This is a genomic window from Tundrisphaera lichenicola (assembly GCF_051175385.1).
GTDB classification, from domain to species: domain Bacteria; phylum Planctomycetota; class Planctomycetia; order Isosphaerales; family Isosphaeraceae; genus Tundrisphaera; species Tundrisphaera lichenicola.
Genome location: NZ_CP195108.1, coordinates 157,659 through 176,774 on the forward strand (window position 1 = coordinate 157,659; position 19,116 = coordinate 176,774).

General features: G+C 63.8%; 9 protein-coding genes and 1 pseudogene. 6 read left to right on the forward strand and 4 right to left on the reverse strand.

From position 1 onward, the window contains the following. Positions 1-387: 387 nt before the first annotated feature. Positions 388-1,395, forward strand: a complete 1,008-nt coding sequence (locus tag P12x_RS30950; RefSeq protein ID WP_435011954.1) for a DUF1559 domain-containing protein — start codon at positions 388-390, stop codon at positions 1,393-1,395. A 70-nt stretch (positions 1,396-1,465) separates the two neighbouring features. Here P12x_RS30950 and P12x_RS30955 read toward each other — a convergent pair whose 3' ends face one another. Both P12x_RS30955 and P12x_RS30960 read right to left on the reverse strand, forming a co-directional pair. Further along, the gene (locus P12x_RS30955) at positions 1,466-7,099 is read right to left on the reverse strand and encodes a protein kinase domain-containing protein (RefSeq protein ID WP_435011955.1); all 5,634 of its coding nucleotides are present in this window, start codon (positions 7,097-7,099) and stop codon (positions 1,466-1,468) included. Then, positions 7,096-7,707, reverse strand: coding sequence for an ECF-type sigma factor (locus tag P12x_RS30960; RefSeq protein WP_435011956.1), 612 nt, complete (start codon positions 7,705-7,707; stop codon positions 7,096-7,098). Before P12x_RS30960 ends, P12x_RS30955 begins: the two co-directional genes overlap by 4 nt. A 410-nt stretch (positions 7,708-8,117) precedes the next feature. Between P12x_RS30960 and P12x_RS30965 the strand changes: the two genes are divergently transcribed. Further along, positions 8,118-11,117: a hypothetical protein gene (locus P12x_RS30965; RefSeq protein ID WP_435011957.1), complete on the forward strand. Its 3,000-nt coding sequence runs from the start codon at positions 8,118-8,120 to the stop codon at positions 11,115-11,117. Between the two features lie 114 nt (positions 11,118-11,231). On the opposite strand, the gene P12x_RS30970 is transcribed toward P12x_RS30965, so the two are convergent. Then, positions 11,232-11,738 carry a tyrosine-type recombinase/integrase gene (locus tag P12x_RS30970; RefSeq protein ID WP_435011958.1) on the reverse strand — a complete coding sequence of 169 codons (507 nt, stop codon included), beginning with the start codon at positions 11,736-11,738 and terminating at the stop codon, positions 11,232-11,234. A gap of 125 nt (positions 11,739-11,863) precedes the next feature. Here P12x_RS30970 and P12x_RS30975 point away from each other — a divergent pair. The 4 genes and pseudogenes from P12x_RS30975 to P12x_RS30990 all read left to right on the forward strand — a co-directional run bounded on the left by P12x_RS30975 (position 11,864) and on the right by P12x_RS30990 (position 16,506). Then, positions 11,864-14,635 (forward strand): annotated as a pseudogene (locus P12x_RS30975) (Tn3 family transposase). A gap of 546 nt (positions 14,636-15,181) precedes the next feature. Beyond that, the gene (locus tag P12x_RS30980) at positions 15,182-15,589 is read left to right on the forward strand and encodes a reverse transcriptase domain-containing protein (RefSeq protein ID WP_435011959.1); all 408 of its coding nucleotides are present in this window, start codon (positions 15,182-15,184) and stop codon (positions 15,587-15,589) included. A 57-nt stretch (positions 15,590-15,646) separates the two neighbouring features. After that, a complete protein-coding gene (locus P12x_RS30985) occupies positions 15,647-16,228 on the forward strand; it encodes a reverse transcriptase domain-containing protein (RefSeq protein WP_435011960.1) in 582 nt (193 codons plus the stop codon). After that, entirely contained in the window at positions 16,225-16,506 is a 282-nt protein-coding gene (locus P12x_RS30990; protein WP_435011961.1) for a group II intron maturase-specific domain-containing protein, read from the forward strand. The genes P12x_RS30985 and P12x_RS30990 overlap by 4 nt, the downstream gene beginning before the upstream one ends. Before the next feature lie 2,172 nt (positions 16,507-18,678). Here P12x_RS30990 and P12x_RS30995 read toward each other — a convergent pair. Then, positions 18,679-18,894: a hypothetical protein gene (locus tag P12x_RS30995; RefSeq protein ID WP_435011962.1), complete on the reverse strand. Its 216-nt coding sequence runs from the start codon at positions 18,892-18,894 to the stop codon at positions 18,679-18,681. Positions 18,895-19,116 lie beyond the last annotated feature (222 nt).

The window sequence follows — 19,116 nt, forward strand, 5'->3', positions numbered from 1 at the left end:
ATAGACCGATGGGCCACCATTGATCAAGAAGACTCTGCCGTCCTGGAAAAAAAATGGCGGGTCCGGCGGCCGGTTGCGGATTGGATAGGATACCGAGATGATTAGTTGGCCCGACCGCGAGAACAATCATTCTCCGCACCCTTGCCAGACTGAAACCGGTTAGCCCGGGCTGGCCTCGCAGGGCAACGACATGGATGCCCGGTGTTCCCGAATCAAGAACCCGGGCCTTGATAACGTTGCGGCCGTCCGAAGGGACCAGGTCTGAAGGTCCGAGCGCCGACGTAGGCGCACCGTCTCGGTCAAGGGCCCTGTGCCCGTGGCCTCTCCCGTTGTTTGCGATATCGCCCATCTTGGAACTCATGTCGAATCCGTCCGAGGAGCGAGCCCATGCATCGGGATTCACGCGGCTTTACGCTGATCGAGCTACTCGTCGTCATCGCGATCATCGGCGTCCTGATCGCCCTCCTACTACCTGCGGTGCAGTCGGCGCGCGAGGCGGCGCGTCGGATCCAGTGCACGAATAATCTCAAGCAACTCGGCCTGGCCCTCCACGGCTACCACGACGTCATGAGCAGGTTCCCATCGGCCCTCACCTTCATGGCCGGGACCCCCGACGTTCCGACCGGCATCGGGTCGCCGTTCGCCGCAATTCTCCCCTATCTCGAGCAGAAGAACGTCCAGGACCTGCTCAATCCCGATCAACCTTGGGTCGTCGTGAGCCCGACGGTCGCGAAGATGTCCTTGAGCATCTTCACGTGCCCGTCCGATACGGGACCGAGCCTTTACCATTACCCCTTCTTCGAATCGTTCGGCCTGCCCGTTGGCTCGACCTTCGGCAGCGATTCCTACGGGCTCAGCAAGGGGCTGAACGACGCGATGTGCCTTTCGAGCGGGTATGGGCCACCACCGGTGACGAACGAGTCGGGGATGTTCGCGTTTAATAGCTATCGACGGATCTCCCAGGTCATCGACGGCACGAGCAACACATTCCTGCTCGGGGAGGCGGCCGGCGGCTACCCGATCTGCCACGGGATCGGCTGCGACACGCCTTATCCCAACGGTCTCTCGGTCCACTTCTGGCTGGTCGGCGGCCACAGCCAGCCGGGATGGGTCGCCTCGGGGTTCGTCTATTCGGGGAACGAGTGCAGCACAGTGGAGCGGATGAACAAGGTGGCGGTCACGGATTCGGTCCACGACGTGTCCAGGACCTTTGATTGCACCCCGAGCTTCCGGGGCGGGCCACACTGGGTGACCAACTTCCGGAGCTTCCACCCCGGTGGGGCGAACTTCCTCTACGTGGACGGCTCGGTAAAGTTCATCAAGCAAACGATCGCAATGCACACCTATCGTGCGCTCTCGACGATCCAGGGTGGGGAGGTCGTCAGCGGTGAGTAGTTTTCAGACGACGGCTCGCGGGCGACCCACGCGGGGGCAAGGCCGACGATGACGTCGCGTCGCCTCCTGCTCACCAAGGCATCGTCCTGGCTGTCCTGATCCCCCACGGATTCATGCTGAAGTTGGGGGGGTACCGTACGCGATAGTTGGTCCGAACGGGGATCGTATTGTGGACGAACGAGACCCCACGGCACACGCGGTGCCGGTCGTTCCTGAGCTCTGAGCTTTCGGCGAACGGGGAAGGCGCACACGTCCTGCTAACACGGAAGCCGGTATTTGGTACCCTCCCGTTCGGTACGAGGAACATGCCGCATTCCGAAGAGCGGGCATTAGCACCGGAATGCCAGGCGTAATTCGACGGCCTCAGCAAGCGCAGCTTCTGGTTGGTGACGACCTCAGTCGAGGCGGGACTCGAATTGGTCGGGTCGGCGATCGGCTGGAAGTGCTCACGGAACTCATCCTGCACCCATTCGAGGACATTGCCGAGCATATCAAACAAACCGAGGTCGTTAGGTTTGTGCATCCCTACCTGTGCAGTGCCCGTGCCCAAGGCGTTCTGCGCGGTCCAGGAATAGTAATTGTCGAGGTCGGCGCTCTGGCCATAGTACCGACTCGTGATCGACCCGGCCCGGCAGGCGTATTCCCACTCAGCGTCGGTTGGCAGGCGATAACCGATCCGCTCCAGCACATCCGCGACGATTGTCATCCCCTCGGCATACTCTCCCTGGGCGTTCGGCAGGTAGCACCACTCTTCGCGAGGGACCCCCTCCCGTTCGTTCAGCCAGTTGCAGTAGGCAGCGCCGTCGTACCAGGTGACGTTGTTGATCGGGCAGGTTGAGGTGCGCGAGAATGTCTTTCGATAGTAGAACTCCTTGCGATGCTCGAGGAACTGGCCCACGGTCACCGCGCACGTCATGATGGCGAATGCATGGTCGATGCGGACGTACCGCTGCATCTCGACGTCGCCTTCCGGGCCACCCTCCCGGCCCGCTTCATACGGCGGAGATCCGAGCAGGATCTCTCCGGGGGCGTCGACCACGGAGAAGGTTTGCTGCTGGCGATTAACGTACCACTTCCGGCCTCCCTCGGGTGCCTTCGACGCGTACCGCCGATCGATCTCAGAAAGGTCGTCCTGCCTGCCCCAGTGCCTGAGTGTCCAAGTAGTCGCCCCGTGAATCCCCGGGTCGGGATCGTTGGCATACAGGTCGAGGAGACGCGGGACCTCTTGATCGCGTCTCCAGGGAGGGATCTGGCGCTCGTCGAACTCGCCCAACGTCAGGATCAAGGCGCGGCGGACCGAAACGTCCTCCTGAATGGCTAGCTGCTCCAGCACGCGGACTGGGTCCGTCTCCAAGGGGCTCATGCGGTGAATCAGGTAGCTCCTCGCCCTCGGGTCGGGACGATGCTCCAGCATCGGCCATACCTTGCGTTCGTGCTTGAGCCGCAACAGTGCTACAGCGGCGTTGGCCTGACGCCTGGCGAGCCGGTCCCTGGCCTCCTCGGGCACGAGAGGCCGATGCCAGACTGTGACGGCCACGGGCAAGCCGTGTTCGGGGCCAGCAATCACCGAAACCTTCGCGGGGCGGAAACCGTCGGTCGCCAGTTGGGTGCCCAGGAAACGGTGCTCCACGATCGAAGGGCCGTGAATCACCCTCGACTCGAATCGCGTGTTCACGTTCCATAGCGCGGTCGTCAGGAGGGCCGGTGAACGCTGCCCGCCCTCCTCGACCTCTCCCCAGGTGAGGCGGGCGTCGGTCAGCAAGAGTCCAGGGCAATCATCCTCTCGGAACTCTCCGGAGAGGTCGTGAAACAGTCGCGTCGTACATTTCTGATTGTCCTTCCGGCGCGTCCAGATGCTCGTGCCGCGAGGATGCTCTGGGCCATCAAGGACGACACCGCAGCTTTGGCAATTGAACCTCTCCTCGACGAGCGTCGCGAGGTTTTCTTGCCCCGTGACGCCGAGCGGCCCCGCTAGCAACCGGACCTCCGCTTCATCCCCGTTCGCCTTCTCCCACACGGCGATGTAGCGTGTTGCGTTTTCCGGTCCCAAGTAGACCGACACATCGATCGGCACAAAGCCTTGCGTTCGCAACTCGTCGTCGCGCTTCATGACCGCTTCCGGGTCGGAATCGTCCAACCATTGCCAGGCGCGGTCATCGCGAGTCCAGACAGCCGCGACCATCAAGGATGCTCCTACGCGGAACGGTCGGACGCAGCGGGGATGATAGCCGCAACCGCCGAGTTGCTCCACTGCGTCGCCGAAGCGGGCATAGGGCAGGCTTTGACACAGGACGAAGCGCTGCTCGACGATTCCCGCCGCGGACTCGAGGACGCGCCGGAGTTCGACAGCGATCTCGCGCCAGGCAGGGTCGAGCGGACCGTCGCCCCAGTCGGGAACGGCCACACGATCCAGCTCGGCCTCCAACGCGTCCGTGGCGGCGGCGCCGTGCCGCGCGAGCACTGGAAAGAGCTCGGCGAATTGCAGCGGGTCGGCATCTTCGTTGAGGTCGATGAGAAGACCTACATCTTCCGAGGCGTAATCAGCGAGGGCAGAGGTCGCCAGGGCCCGTTGGAGCTCGCCCAGCTCACGGTCGCGCAAGATCTCCGACAGCGGTCCCAGCAATACCGACTTGACCGGCCTCAGGGCATCTTTCCAGTCCCCCAGGAACTCGGGCTTCACGAGCGTCAGCGAACATGCCGTATCCTTCCGGATACTCCGCCATCCCGGGTGATCCGGGGCGTACGAGGCCAGCGCAGCGGCCGCGCGCAATCGCCGCTCCTCATACTCACCTGATGTCGCGTCCTGCCAGAGCCTGCCCGCCAGCGTATCGCGATGTCCGGCGAGCGCATCGCGGAGGACCGGGAAGTCCGACGCGGCTGCTTGCAGGAGTTGTTCGTAGAGGTAATCGAGCTGCGACCCATCGACCGCCAGGAGCGCCAGGGCCGTGTGGAGCTTCGCTTTGCTCGACTCGGCGGCGGCCTGTTGTTCCTTCTGCAGGAGGGGCACGGCGTTTGATCGGAGCGTGCGAATTTGGCCGACGATCGCCGGGACGTCTCTCAGGTCGGCTTCCAGGAGCCGCCTCACCATCGCTTGGGCATGGTAGGCCTCGGCATGATGCATCATGGTCCGCTGGCCTTCGGTCCAGTCGCTCGAGGCCACGAGGCGGCGGATGGTCCGGTAGTCGCTCCAGCTCGGCAGGCGACGGTTCTCGGGCTTGGCGTTCCACAAGGCTGCGAGCTCGGCGAGCCGAAGCTCCGCTCTACCCCGGCGGGTTTCCTTCTGCTTCCGGGTCAGCCACTCGCGCAGCGACGGGACGAGGTAGTCGTGCGTGAGCTGATAGAACTTCGCCCCCGGGTCGCTCCCCGAGTCGCTCCGCGAGCCGTCCGGGTCGGTAGGGGTGATCAACCTCAACGCGCCGTCCAGGATCCGGAGTACGTCCCTGAACTCGCCCGGCCGATCGGCGTAGCCGGAGACCGCCAGGAGCTCGATGTGTGATGTCATGTGCCCCTTGATGTCGGTGCCGACCTCGGGCAACAGCGCCTTCAGCACCTGACGTGCGGCCTGCTGATGATGGCAGTGTTCGGGGTTCGCCTTGCGGCCGCTGAATGACTCTTCCAGGAAGTTCACGCCGATGCCCTCGGTGCCGCCGACCTCGTCGAGCGTGGCGGGAACCCAGGGCTTGTCCTTGACCATCTCCGCAAACAGCGCCAGCCGAACCGAGACCAACTTGCCGTCCTGCGCGAGGCCCGAAACGACGCGGTCGAGGAACCCTTTCTCGGCGGGCGTCATGTTGCCCGCTTGGACGGGGAGCTTGCCGAAGGCCTGCCCGAACTTCGCCAGGACCTTGACGGCGTGGCCGTGGTCGAACAGGTCGATCGTCGCGAAGTTGTGACCCTCGACGATGGGGGCCTCAAGCTCTCGCATGAGTCGAGAGGCCGCCATCGAGAAATCGTCACGCACCATGACGATCGCCTGCAGCTTGCCCCCATCACACTGGCGCAGCGCGCTGACCAGCTCGGTCTCCTGGTCGCCCCGCCGCGCGTGCAGCCACTGCTCGAACTGGTCGAGGATGACCACGACTTTCCGATCCTGCGTCGAACCACCTCGCCGCAGAGACATGAATGTCTCGACAAGCCCCAGTTCCTCGGACAGTTCGGGCAGGTGCTTGCGGAGCCCGCGCAGCACGCGGGTCTCGGTGTCGTCGGCCGTCGCCTCCACGTAGACCGCGACGATCGATCTCGGCAGGTGTGGCAGCAATCCCGCCTTCACGAACGATGACTTGCCGCAGCCCGAGGGCCCGTAGATAAGCCCGACGTCGAATGTCCTGTCAAGGTCGGACTCCTCGATGCGGCTCTTCCAGAATCGGATGCTCTCGGGCAGCCCGTCCCGCCCGCGGGAGCCGGGGAGAAGCTCGAGGAAAAAATCGGCGTCGTCCGCTCCGAACGACCGCAGGCCGCGCGGGATGATCGCAACCTGCTTCCGACTTGTCCGGGGCTCTTCCGCCCAATGCTCGAGATCGTCGGCCATCTCGGTGGCCATGGCGTAGCGGTCCGACGCTCGCTTCGCCAGGGCCTTGAGGCAGATCCGCTCCAGTTCGGTGGGGATCGCCTCGTCGAGAGATCGCGGCGGCGGTGGGTCATCCGAAGTCACCTGGTGGAAGATCTCCATCATGGTGCTTCCCCGGAAGGGTCGCTTGCCGGTGAGAAGCTCGTAGAAGATCACGCCCAGCGAGAAGATGTCGCTCCGGCCGTCGAGCCTGTGCCCCTCACCCCGGACCTGCTCGGGACTCATGTAGGCCGGTGTGCCGGCGATGTTGCGCTCCATGAGCGAGTCCTCCTCCCTGATCGCCAGGCCGAAGTCGGCGACATACGGCGTGCCGGTGTCCCCTTCGATGAGGATGTTGGCCGGCTTGACGTCACGGTGGACCAGCCGTTTGCGGTGGGCGTGTCCGAGGGCCCGGGCCACGGTGGCCACCAGCCGGGTCGATTTGTCGACAGTAGGGCGATCGGAGATCAGGTCGGCGAGCGTGTGCCCCTCGACGAACTTGGAGACGACATAGACCGAGCCCTCGGCCGTACGTCCCACGTCGTAAACCGAGACGATGTTGGGATGGTCGAGTGTGGCCGCGATGCGTGCCTCGGCAAGGTATACCTCGGCGTCACCCGGGTCGCGAAAACGCTCGGGGTTCGGTTCCTTGATCGCGACCTGACGCTTTAACTCTTCATCAAATGCGAGGTGGACTCGACCGAACGCCCCTTGCCCCAGGATCCGGAGCAGCCGATAGCGCCCGAACTGCTTGTCTTCGCCGCTCGGACTGAGCAAGCTGCGGGTTTCCGTAAATACCTGCTGCGGTGGGCCCAGCTCACCCGGACCGGGCTTCGCCGTAGTCGTAGGGTCCGGCCCAGTGCGTCCGGTCGTTTCGCGGAAGGCCTCTTCGACCATCGCGGCGTACCCGTAATATCGCGTGAGGTAGTCCCCGCGGTCGGGTCGCTCGCCTCGTCGCGATCGGAGCTCCAGTTCCAGCGCCAGGAGCTGACGGAACAGGGCAGGCCGTTCCGTCTCGGTAACCCTCTCCAAATAGGTTTCGATCCTCGGATCCCCGCCAGCTTTCCAGGCGGCTTCGTAGCGGTCGCACACCTCGTCGATGCGGGCCTCGATCGAGAGAGTCATGGGGACATCCGGCGCGGGGGGCTCGGTGCTCATGTTGCCCCCGCCGTGGCCCAGAGATTGCGGATACGCCCCAACTTCCGCTCGACGCTCCGCAGGGCACAGTCGAGGCCGGAGGCGATCTCGTCGTTGGTGTGGCCCTCCATCTTCAGGAGGGCGATGACGCGCAACGACTCGTCCGGCAGGAGCCCGAAGAGTCGGCGGACCTCCTCTGTCGTCGAGGCCACGACCTCGGGGGGCGGCTCCGTGCCGGCGAGCTGATCGATCCCGATACCCTCGTCCTCCGCCCCGGCCAGGGCCGCCTCGTCCAAAAGCCGCCCGCCGCCCCGCTTCTGGCGTGCTTGCCGTTCGGAGTGGTCGGCGGCCTTGCGACGGGCGATGGTGGCCAGGATGCCCCAGAGGTCGTCGCGGTCGTCGAGCCGAGGGAACCGCCCGCGCCCCACCCCGGCGAAGAAGCTGTCGAAGGCGCTCAGGGCGACGTCCTCCTCGTCGGCGACCGTGCGCGGCCCGGCGCGAAGCCGGGCACGAGCCAGTACGGCGAGGCGGTCGAAGTAGCGCCCCCAGAGTCGCCCGGTGGCGTCGGCCTCGCCACGTTTCAGGTCACCGATCCAGCGCGTGACGGACCCTTGATCTTCGGTCGCCATGGAACTCCCTCCGTCGGGATCGCGGCCGGTCGCGGCCGGCGATTGCCCGATTATAACCCGGTGAGCCGGCAAGGAGCTCCAGGGGAATCGACGCGGGGAGGCGAAATTTCGAGCGTAGCGTGGCGGGTCCCCCTGACCGACGCGGATCGGATGCTGCGACGGGGCGATTTGACGCGGGGAATTTTTCGGAATCCGTGTCCGCTTTCGCCGCCGGCTCCCGCTTCCCGCATAGGCGAGTTGAGGCGGTACCGACGACCACGGTGGCTGGTGCGGGGCCGCGATCCGGTCTTCCCCCTTCAACGAAACGGGCCCTCACCATGTTGATCTCCTTCTCCCGTCACAATCGCAAGGCCACCCGAGCCAAGCGGAACGCCTTCCGGCCCGGCGTCGAATCCTGCGAGGCTCGCCAGTTGCTCGCGGCCAATCTCACCGCCTCACTGAACCCCGGTGGCCAACTCTACGTCGAGGGTACCGATGCGCGGGATGTCATCGTCATCCGTCAGACCGGCTCCGCGATCACGGTCGATGGACTCTCGGCGAGCTTCAACCTCGCGAACGTCACGAGCGTGGCTGTTAACGCGCTCGGCGGCGATGACTTCATCGAGTTGTCGATGACCCCCACGCAACACGTGACTGTCGATGCCACGCTGATGGGTGGCGACGGCAACGACATGATCGAAGGCGGCGACGGCAATGACCTGATCCTGGGAGGAGCGGGCAATGATGGTCTGTGGGGCGACGGAGGAAGCGACATCCTGTGGGGTGGCGCCGGTGACGACCACCTGTACGGAGGCGTTGGAGACGACCGCCTTTACGGTGAAGCCGGAGGCGACGTTCTCTACGGGGAGGGAGGCCGCGACGTAATTGCCCCCGGTATCGGATACGGCCGTATCGACGATGGCGACGGCATCGTCGCCGTCTTGCGAGACAATGGACTGCTCCTTCGCTACGACGCCGCGGGAAACGCCACGATTCTCGGAGGAAGTCAATACCCCGTGACATCGTTCGTCGTGGATGGCAGCGGCCAGGTCGCCTCGCTCGACACCGGCGGGCGGCTCTTCCGCTACGACGCCGGCGGCCACGCCATCGTCATGGACAGCTACCCGGTGACCGCCTTCGCCGTCGATGGCGGGGGGCAGCTCGTCTCGCTCGACACCGGCGGGCGGCTCTTCCGGTTCGACGCCGCCGGCCACGCGACGGCCCTCGACGACCAGTATCCCATCACCTCGTTCGTGGTCGACGGCAGCGGCCAGGTCGCCTCGCTCGACACCGGCGGGCGGCTCTTCCGCTACGACGCCGGCGGCCACGCCATCGTCATGGACAGCTACCCGGTGACCGCCTTCGCCGTCGACAACACCGGCCAGCTCGTCTCTCTCGACGCACCCGGCCGTCTCTTCCGGTTCGACGCCGCCGGCCACGCGACGGCCCTCGACGACCAGTATCCCATCACCTCGTTCGTGGTCGACGGCAGCGGCCAGGTCGCCTCGCTCGACACCGGCGGGCGGCTCTTCCGCTACGACGCCGGCGGCCACGCCATCGTCATGGACAGCTACCCGGTGACCGCCTTCGCCGTCGATGGCGGGGGGCAGCTCGTCTCGCTCGACACCGGCGGGCGGCTCTTCCGGTTCGACGCCGCCGGCCATGCGACGTTCATGGACAGCTATCCGGTGGCAGCTCTTACCACATTCTCTATCGGTGGCGTTCCACAGCTCGTCTCGCTCGACGACCACGGCCAGTTCCTGAAGTACGACGCCTATGGGCACGCCACATTAGTGGGAAACATCGGCGGCCTCCAGACTTTGGGCGGGAGTATCAGCTTCGGCCGGCCGATCGGGAAGAACGTCGATTACAGCGCTCGACGAGCGGGATGGTGCGGCCAAGAGTTCGAGAACGGAGCCATATACACGAACGGTACGGACTTCTTGGCCATTTGCGGGAAAACCTGGGCCAAATACAAGGAGAGTGGCCGCGAGTACGGCGTCTTCGATCTGCCGGTCGGGAGGAACGTCGACTACGGTGACCGACGCATAGGGTGGTGGGGCCAGGAGTTCCAGGGCGGCGAGATCTACAACAACGGAACCGATGCTGTGATCATCGGAGGGAAGACCTGGGACAACTACAGGGAGAACGGCCGCGAGTCCGGAAGCCTCGGACTACCTATCGACAATGGAATCGACTGCGGGATTGTCCGTCCGGGATGGGTCGGGCAGCACTTCCAGAACGGGGTGATCGACACGAACGGGGTCGAGGCCGAGTCGTTCGTTGGGCAGGTGCTCAGGCCCACCCTCGTCGTCGTGAGCCACGGATTCTGGCTGTCGAGGGGCGGCGAGAACGGCGATACGCAGTGGACCAACGACCTGGCCGGCCAGATCCGTGACGCCCTCCAAGCGGCCGGGTCGGAGACCGTGGCCTGGATCACGAGCTGGACCTCGAACCTGCTCTCCGTTGATAACCCCTCGGATTCCATGGCCCAGCAGATCCGGGCCTTCCTGGACGGGAAGAACGAGACCTGGGACCTCGTACTGGTCGGTCATAGCCGCGGAGGGGTCCTGAACAACGAGATCGCCAACAAGGTGGGCCTCCACTCCAGGCTCGGCAAAATCACCGAGATCATGCTCGACCCCACCGCTGTCCCGCTGATGGGCGACCGGTATCCGAGCGACGTCCGCGACGACACCCGCGCCATCGCCTACAACGACGGTTACATCACGGCCCCCGGCGTGATCGACGGCCAGCCTCTATCGGGACCTTATCCATATCACGAAGTGCGCGACATTCACGACACAATTCGCCGCGACCTTGACAACAACGTCGAGGGAACAACATCGACAGTGGCCGGCTTGATGAGCAAGACTCTCAATTACGTGTTTGACCTTGGGACAGCGGCGAGCAGTGTCTCCATAGCGGCCGCCGTCAGCGAGCCGGTCCTCTATCACCTTGCTGTGCCAGTCTGGTATATGCACAGCGACTATTTCAGGAGGGATTTGAACGAGATCATTCAAGCGAAGTCCGCACGGGATCTCCCGCTCGTTCCTCACTCTTCCGGCCCGGAGGTCCGACAGACCCCTGGAGGGACGCTGGGCGCGAAGCCCGATGATATCGTTGCCCAACTGATCGACTACTATCGCTACTTCAACGGCCTAGCCATCCAAGGTGCCCAGAATGTCGTTGACGCAGCCTTCAGTGTCGCTGAACTGGCCTTGGGCGTGAACCCAGCATGGACGGACACCCTCGCGAAACTCACGAGCGCTCACGAGATCTTCGACCAGTGGTGCGCCTACGCGAGAGATTACAACGACTGGGCTTTCAACAAGCTGGAAGATTGGGTTTACAAGCGCGCAGCACCGGTCGTGAATCAGACCGGAGAAGCTCTCTCGACGTGGTATCACAAGAAGATCTTGGGTCACTGAGCGAGTCGTACGCCCGGGCAGACGAGCGCGGTGGGTGGGAATCCTTGGAAGGCGGAGGGGCAGCTGGCAATAGTCGGCCCGAAGCGGAGACGGAACTCGGTGACGACTCCCGGCTCAGATGGAGATGCGCTCCACGATATTCCGCGTGACCATGCGACGTCGCCGGTCGTAAATCCGCGTCGTCCGCGGGTCAGAGTGACCGGCGAGGTACTGGACGTCCTCCAGGGGCACGTTCTGATCCAGGAGATCGGTCACTGTCGCCACCCTGAACGAGTGCGGCGAGAAGTGGCCCAGCAGGCCCGCCGCCCCGAGCCGCCGCTTCATCATCCGGCAGATGTCGATGCCGCTCATCGCCTTGGGGGTCAGTTTCTTGGTTCTCCTGACGGCCGTGCGGAAGAGAGGGCCTTCGGTGATCCCGGCGGCCTCGATGTAACCTAGCAAGATCTGCTCCAGGTCGTGCCGGACGGGGATTTCCCGGGACTTACCGCCTTTCTCGGAAAACCGCAGGGTGTACTGCGTGCCATCGTGTTTGAAGTTTTTGAGGGTCAGCTTGGCCACGGCGCCGACACGGGCGGCCGTGTATATCAGCACGGCGATGATGGCCCGGTCCCGAAGGCCCACGAGGTCCGAGGCGTCGATCGACTTGAGTAGGTCGCGGGCTTGGGCGGTGCCGATCTCGGGCGTCTTGCCCTCGACGACCGAGTAGCGCTCACCCGGACTCTCGCGGCCGGGTTGAGGAGGACGACGTGACGGACGACCAGCACGTCGAAGAATTTCCTCAAGGCGGCCAGGCGGAGCTTCTTGGTCGGGGTCGCCAGCGTGAGTCCGGCCAAATAGTCGCCGACTACGCGCCCTGGCAGCATACGGCATCGGAGCATCAGGAACGCATTCGCAACTACCTCGAGCTGACCTTCTTCGATTCGCAACAGGCGGAAGCCCTGGGACGCTTCATCTTCGAGGAATCGTGCCGCCTGGACCAGACGGCGTCGCTGCTGGCCCGCGCCCGCGAATTCCTCAAGGGGCGGCGCGTCCTGTTCCCCGCCGAGTCGGTGCTGCTGCGGCTGGTCGGAGAGCAGAAGAAGCGGGCGCGGGAACACATCGTCGCCAAGCTGGCCGGTGCCCTTTCGCCTGGCGTGATCGAGGCCCTCGACGACCTGGTGGAGGTGAAGGAGGGAGGGGCGGTATCCGGCCTTCAGGGGATCAAGGCCAACCCGGCCAGGCCCTCGGCGACCGCCATGCAGGGCCTCGCCGACAAACTGGCGGCCATCGAGGCCACCGGAACCCTGGCCGTCGACCTCTCCTGGTTGAACGCCAACTACCAACGCGCCCTGTTCCATTACGCCCGCAAGTGCTCGGCGGACCGCCTTCGCCAGGCCGGACGGGATCGTCGTCTCGCGGCCCTGGTCTGTTTCCTTCGGCAGAGTTATCGCGACGCCGTCGACCAAGCGGTGGACATGTTCGACAAACTCCTCACCCGGACCCACACCCGGGCCGAGCACGAACTGGACGACCAGATGCGCGGCCAGCGTCAGGCGATCAAGGCGGCCCTGGCCGCGCTGCGGTCGCTGGGGGCGATCATCCTGGACGACTCCGTCGGGTCCGCCGCCTTGCGACCGCGGCTGTTTGCCGCGGTGTCCAGGGACACTCTGGCGGCCCAGGTGGCCGGACTGGACGAATGGGTCACCGGGAAGAAGGGCGACGCGTTCCACGGCCTGGTCCGGCGGTTCAACCACCTGCGTCAGTTCTCGCCGGTCTTGCTACGCGTCCTGGAATTCCTGCCGGACGCCAGCGACAGCGACGTGCCTTGCCTGGAGGCCCTTCGGGTCCTCAAGGAGATGAATGCCGACCTCAAGCGAAAACTCCCCGATGACGCACCCATGGATTTCATCTCGAAGCGACTCTTGCCCCCGGTCGTGACCGATGGCAAGGCGGACCGCAAGGCGTGGGAGTGCGCCCTGCTGATGAAGCTCCGGGAGGATCTCCGGTCGGGAAACCTCTCGGTCAAGCACGGCCAGCGGTTCGGCCGGTTCGAGGACTACTTCCTCCCCAAGGAACGATGGGAGTCGCTCCGGAAGTCCTTCTTCCAGCGGTCCGGCCTGCCCACCGATCCCAAGGACGTCCCCGATCACTTGACGAAGCGGTTGAACACGGCCTACGACCTCTTTCTCAAGACGGCCCCCGAGAATACCTATGCGACGATGGCGGAGGACAGTTGGCATTTGTCCACAGACCCCGCCGAGACACTGGACGCCGCGACGCAAACACGGCTGGGCGACCTGAGGGGATGGCTGACCAAACAGATGCGATCGATCCGGCTCCCGGACCTGCTCATCGAGGTCGATAATGACCTGCGCTTCACCGACCATTTCCTGCCCCCGGCCCGGCGTGGAAGCCGTGACGCCGAAGATTTCTGCCAGATCCTGGCCGTCGTACTGGCTCACGGCTGCAACATCGACCTGCACACGATGGCCCAGATCACTCAGGGCGTCACCTACGGGCAACTCAAGCGTGTCAGCGACTGGCAGATGACCGAGGAGACGCAGCGGGCCATCCTGGCGGCGCTGGTGCACGCCATCTCTCGCCTCGACGCCACGCTTCATTGGGGTGAGGATCGGACCTCGGCCAGTGACAGTCAACGGTTCAGCATGCCCAGCAAGGTCATGCAGCAGACCTACAGCACCCGGTTCGGCGACTTCGCGTTGGAGTTCTATTCCTTCGTCGCCGACAACTACGCACCGTTCTATAGCACGCCCATCGAGTGCACCGATCGGGACGCGGGGTTCGTGCTCGACGGGCTCTTGTACAACGAGAGCGACCTGGACCTGGAGGAGCACTATACCGACACCCACGGCTACACGGAGATCAACTTCGCGGCGTTCGCAATGCTGGGCCGACGGTTCTGCCCCCGCATCCGCGGCCTCAAGAAGCAACGCCTCTATCGGCTCGACGCCAAGCGCGACTACGGGTTGCTGGCCGACCTGGTGGGCCGGGCCGACCGCACGATTGACCCGCGGATCATCGCCGAGCAATGGGACCGGATGGGACAGTTTTACGCGTCTCTGGAGAGCGGACACACGACCGCGTCGGTGGCACTGAAGCGGCTCGCGTCCTGCACGGCCAAGAACCACTACTACCGGGCCAATCGCGACTTGGGACGGGTCTTCAAGACCGAGTTCCTGCTCGGCTACCTGTCCGATCCGCCGTTGCGCTCGCGGATCCGGAAGGGTTTGCTGAAGGTCGAGCAACTGCACGCGCTGGCGCGAGACGTGTACTACGGCCGGCGATGACGGATCAATGCCCGCGAGCTGCACGAGCAGATGAACTCGTGTAGCTGCCTTACGCTCATCTTGGCATGCGTGATTTACTGGCAGGCCAAGGAGATATCCCGGGCCGTGCGGTGGTGCAAGACGGAGGAGGACGAGATCGACGTCTCTCTGCTGGAGCACATCAGCCCCATTGAATGGGACAACGTCATACTGTACGGCCAGTACGTATTGGATCGCGCCCAGGTCCGCTGACCTTGCTCCTTAAAGGATATTTCAACGTGCGCCGTGACAAGGCTTGGATCTTCAGCGGGTGCAAATCCCGCCCGGCATCTCAGTCGCTCCAGCCGGTAGCAATCGGAGCGGCGGTGGAGGCAACGAAACCGCCGGAGCCTTCGATGGAAAGGGTCGCCTCGGCGACCCCGCGAGCAGGCAGGCCGTAACGTGAGTGAACGCTGAGCAGGCCTCGAAAGTCTTAACGTGGGAGCCGACCCGCCGTTGAAACGGGGAAGGCCGCCGTCACTGGAGAACTGGGGGTCACACCCCGCGAAGCGACGCAAACCAGTGGTCCCACCGGGGTATTGGCGATGGCATGTCTGCAGAGGAGATCCAACGCAACACGGGAAGCCCCAAGCGGTGGAGGCGCGTGACCCCCAACCGGACTCCCGTGAGGGAAAGGCCGGGCCGTCTGGGGTGACGGACAGGTCCGCAGTACCGTGGACGCCGGGTAATGCCGGTCGAGGGAAGGGACCTGAGTTCAAGACCAGCGTTATAAAGAGCGCGAGAGCCGGGAGATTGGCGATGAGCCTCGTACCTCCACCAAAGGTTCAGAAACTCCAGACGGCGCTGCATGCCAAAGCGAAGGAATCGCCCAGTTATCGGTTCTACCGACTGTACGACAAGGTGTACCGACGAGACATCCTGGAGTTCGCCTACCTGCGCTGCCGCTCCAACGACGGCGCACCGGGAGTCGACGGCCAGACCTTCCAGGACATTGAGGCGTATGGCCGCGACCGGTGGCTGGACGAACTGACGACCGAACTGAGAATGCGAACGTATCAACCGAACCCCGTGCGCCGTGTTTTCATCCCGAAAGGCGATGGTAAGCAACGTCCGCTGAGAATCGGGTCGATCCGGGACCGTGTGACGCAAATGGCCGTGGTTCTGGTCTTGGAGCCAATCTTCGAGGCCGACCTTCAGCCTGAGTAACACGCCTACCGGCCCAACCACAATGCCCTGGACGCCGTCAAGGAAGTTCATGGGCATGTGAATACGGGGCATACAGACGTGGTCGATGCCGATTTGTCCGGCTATTTCGACAGCATCCCGCACGCCGAACTTGTCAAATCGTTGTCGCGACGCATCAGCGATCGGCACCTTCTGGGCCTGATCAAGATGTGGTTGGTGGCACCGGTGGAAGAGGCCGACGAACGGGGTCGAACGCGACGGACAACGCGGAATCAAGACGAAGGACGAGGAAGCCCACAAGGCTCTCCGCTTTCTCCGTTGTTGGCCAACCTGTACATGCGTCGGTTTATCGTGGGCTGGAAGATTCTCGGACACGAACAGCGGTTAGACGCTCACGTCGTCAATTATGCGGATGACTTCGTCATCTGCTGTCGCGGCACCGCCGACGAGGCGATGACCACGATGCGGGCGATGATGTCGAGGCTCCGGTTGACGGTGAAGAGACCAAGACGCGGCTGTGCCGTGTTCCCGAGGAGACGTTTGACTTTCTGGGCTATACGATCGGACGGTGCTACTCGGCGCGGAAGGGCCATCCCTTCATCGGGACGCGGCCGTCGGCGAAGAAGATCGCGAACCTTCGGGACGAGATCCGCGAGTTGACCGACCGCCGTTGGTTATGGATGGACGTCGAGGACCGAGTGGCCCGACTGAACCGGCTGTTGCTGGGCTGGTCGAACTACTTCTGTCTCGGCCCCGTGAGCCCGGCGTACTGCGCCATCGACCGGCATTGTCGCCAGCGGCTCCGCCAGTGGCTCTGCGCCAAGCACAAGGTGAGGAACCGGGGAACGTCACGGTTCCCCGATCAGTACCTGTACAACACGTTAGGACTGATTCGCCTGAGTGCTCGGACCAAGAGCTTTCCGTGGGCGAAAGCATGAGTTCTTGTCCGAGAGCCCGGTGCGAGAAAATCGCCCGCCGGGTTCGATGAGCGGGGAGTGGAAACGGAGCAGGGTGAGGCTATTGAGGCACCGGCGACCGAAAGGGCCGGCAACAGATAGGCCAAACCTACACCACCGCGTCACTCCTCGACTCTACAGCAATCTGGGCGGTACCCTTATCTACTCCTAGGCTGGGGCGAGGTCGCGGACGCAACCCTCGCCTACCTGGCATCGATCTCGCTGGCTTGCTTCAGTCTTTCCAACAGCCCCATATCCACGGGCGCGGCATCATCGATCCCGGTGTCGAATCGGGCCGGAGCTGTCGGCCGGAGTTCCGGCCATGGATCGCGTCTTCGACTTCGCCGGAGCCTGGCGCGGAAATCCCGCTCGGGATTCTCCATCGCCGGGCCGGTGACCTCGAAGAGTCACGCCAAACGGCGCGGATCGAATCAGCCTGCTCCTCGTCGCCATGAGGGGATTGTGAAGGTACTCTTTCGGCGGGCCGGGATACCTATGCGTCCGGTCGTCCTGTATCGCTATGGCATCGTGGGACGCAAGTTCTCATCCCTTGGGCTACCCCCCTGCCCTTTAATCACCTCGCGTGACTCGTCACTCCGCGTGGCGTCGCGAGCTTCGGTCCACCCAGACCCAGGCCGAGATGGCTAGGGCGAGGACGGTCACCAGCAAGTTCATCGGCGAACCGTCATCCTGAGTCTGGCGGTTTGGTCTACCGTAGTCTCTTTCAAGTATTCTCGGCCAGCTCGACGAACGCCCCACTCCTCAGGACGAAGAGGCCCTCGATCTCTTCCGATCGGCCAAGGTGAGGCCGGACTCTCGACCAGCCCGATCGTCGAGGGCAAGGCCCCGGCTCGATCCGGGCTGCCGTCGAGGCGTTCGAGAAGTATATCGTCTTACCCGGAGCATTCCGACCGCCCTCGCCGACCGCTAGTCGGCCAGCGTGAGCCTCACCCTTTTGGGTAGCCGGTGAATGACGCCGTAGACTTTCCTATATGATCGAGCGATCGATAGCCAGTCGATCATCGTGATCGCCTCCCCGCAAATTTGCGATCGCAACTCCTCGATTGTCCCCGACCCGCGCGACCCAGACCGGCACATCTGATCCGAGAATAACCGTCGCAACGCCACGGATAACTCGTCGTCAGAGTCCGCCAGTAACGCCATTCGCCGTGCGGCCCAGGCCAGGCGTCGGATTCGACGAACCAGCGGCAGATCGCCCCGGAGGACTCCAGGCCGAATCGGAAGATCAAGTCGTCATTGTGCGAGGGGATCGAACCCCATTCCTCGTTCATGGTCGTCGCGCTCCATCAAGAGATCGCCGAGGGAACGGCCCTTGAAAAAAAATCGGGGCGGCTCGACCAGAACTTATGACATCCCTGACGTGATGTAGCCATCGACGGGCTAGGATAATTATTCCCACCGTCGAGTCCCGGCGATCACCGGGGGCCACTCCTCGCAACGGGTAGAGTCGATGTGTAAGCCCCGAAAGCCTGGAGGACACCCGGCTCTTCGGGGGGCTCTATGTGATTCACGACTCCTCGTCGGGCTCACCACCCGACGAGCGAGTCCAGCGCCTGGCCCAGCCAGGTCCAGGACGGGGTCAAGGCGACCACCAGGGAGGCAATCAGGAACCCGATCAGGCTTTGAACTCGTACTGCATGGGGCCATGATATCGATCCCCTGCCCTGCGAGGGATCTCGCCTTTCTCTAGTTCGGTCGCGCCCCAGCCCGGGAGATGAGCAACCTGGTTTTCTCTAGTTGGTCCAGCCCCCTGCCCCGCTCTCCGATCACAACAGAATTGATAGACGCCTCCCTCACGGAAAGTGTTCTTTGGAACACATAGCGAAGAGCCGCGTCATCACCCGCCGTTCCCCCGGGGCTCCAGCCGACTCGAAATCGAGGCGATCCAACGTCTCCATCGGGTCGCCGATCGTTAACGTGACCCCGAAGTCCGGTAAACATTATCCGGGGCGGTCGATCTGATCGTCGAACTCATTGAGCAGCGGATGAGCCGTCAGAATTTCGATCGGCACTGGGACCCGACCGGTGACGAGGGGTGAAGCCCGCCCAGTTTAAGTTGTTCACCCAAGGATATGGGAAAATTACTTCGGGAGCGGCGGCTTCGGACCACTCAGCGGGGTCAAGCCTCGGCCGTCAGTTTCGATGTCTATGCCAGAACGCTGGACGGCTTAAGAGGCGATCACACTGGGCTATAGCCTGGACCACCCCTTCTCGGTCGCCGTGGCCAACCAACAGCTCCACAACGATCAGTTTCTCCCGAAGCTGCCGAACCGTGTCGTCATCCGCCGCCACCAGGAGTTTTTCCAAGTTCGCCAAGTCTCCTCTGTCCACCTCAAGCACGTGTGCCATGGCTTGATTCTCCACCGTCATCCTAACAGGACAGGGGTCACAGTATCGCGGTAGAACTTCGGGCTGTTTTCTACCGCCCCTATGGCACGGCCATGGGCGCCTGGCTCGGCCTCTGTCATGGCCGGGCCATAACTCAAGTCTTTGGGCCAAATGACCCGATCTCCAGGGATAGGCAGCTTGGCTCATGGCCGGGCCATGGGTCCGTCCCCGGGGAGCTTGGTC

Coding starts and splice junctions, on each gene's coding strand:
- P12x_RS30950 (WP_435011954.1), top strand. CDS start 388: ATGCATCGGGATTCACGCGGCTTTACGCTGATCGAGCTACTCGTCGTC.
- P12x_RS30955 (WP_435011955.1), bottom strand. CDS start 7,099: ATGAGCACCGAGCCCCCCGCGCCGGATGTCCCCATGACTCTCTCGATC.
- P12x_RS30960 (WP_435011956.1), bottom strand. CDS start 7,707: ATGGCGACCGAAGATCAAGGGTCCGTCACGCGCTGGATCGGTGACCTG.
- P12x_RS30980 (WP_435011959.1), top strand. CDS start 15,182: ATGAGCCTCGTACCTCCACCAAAGGTTCAGAAACTCCAGACGGCGCTG.
- P12x_RS30995 (WP_435011962.1), bottom strand. CDS start 18,894: ATGGCACACGTGCTTGAGGTGGACAGAGGAGACTTGGCGAACTTGGAA.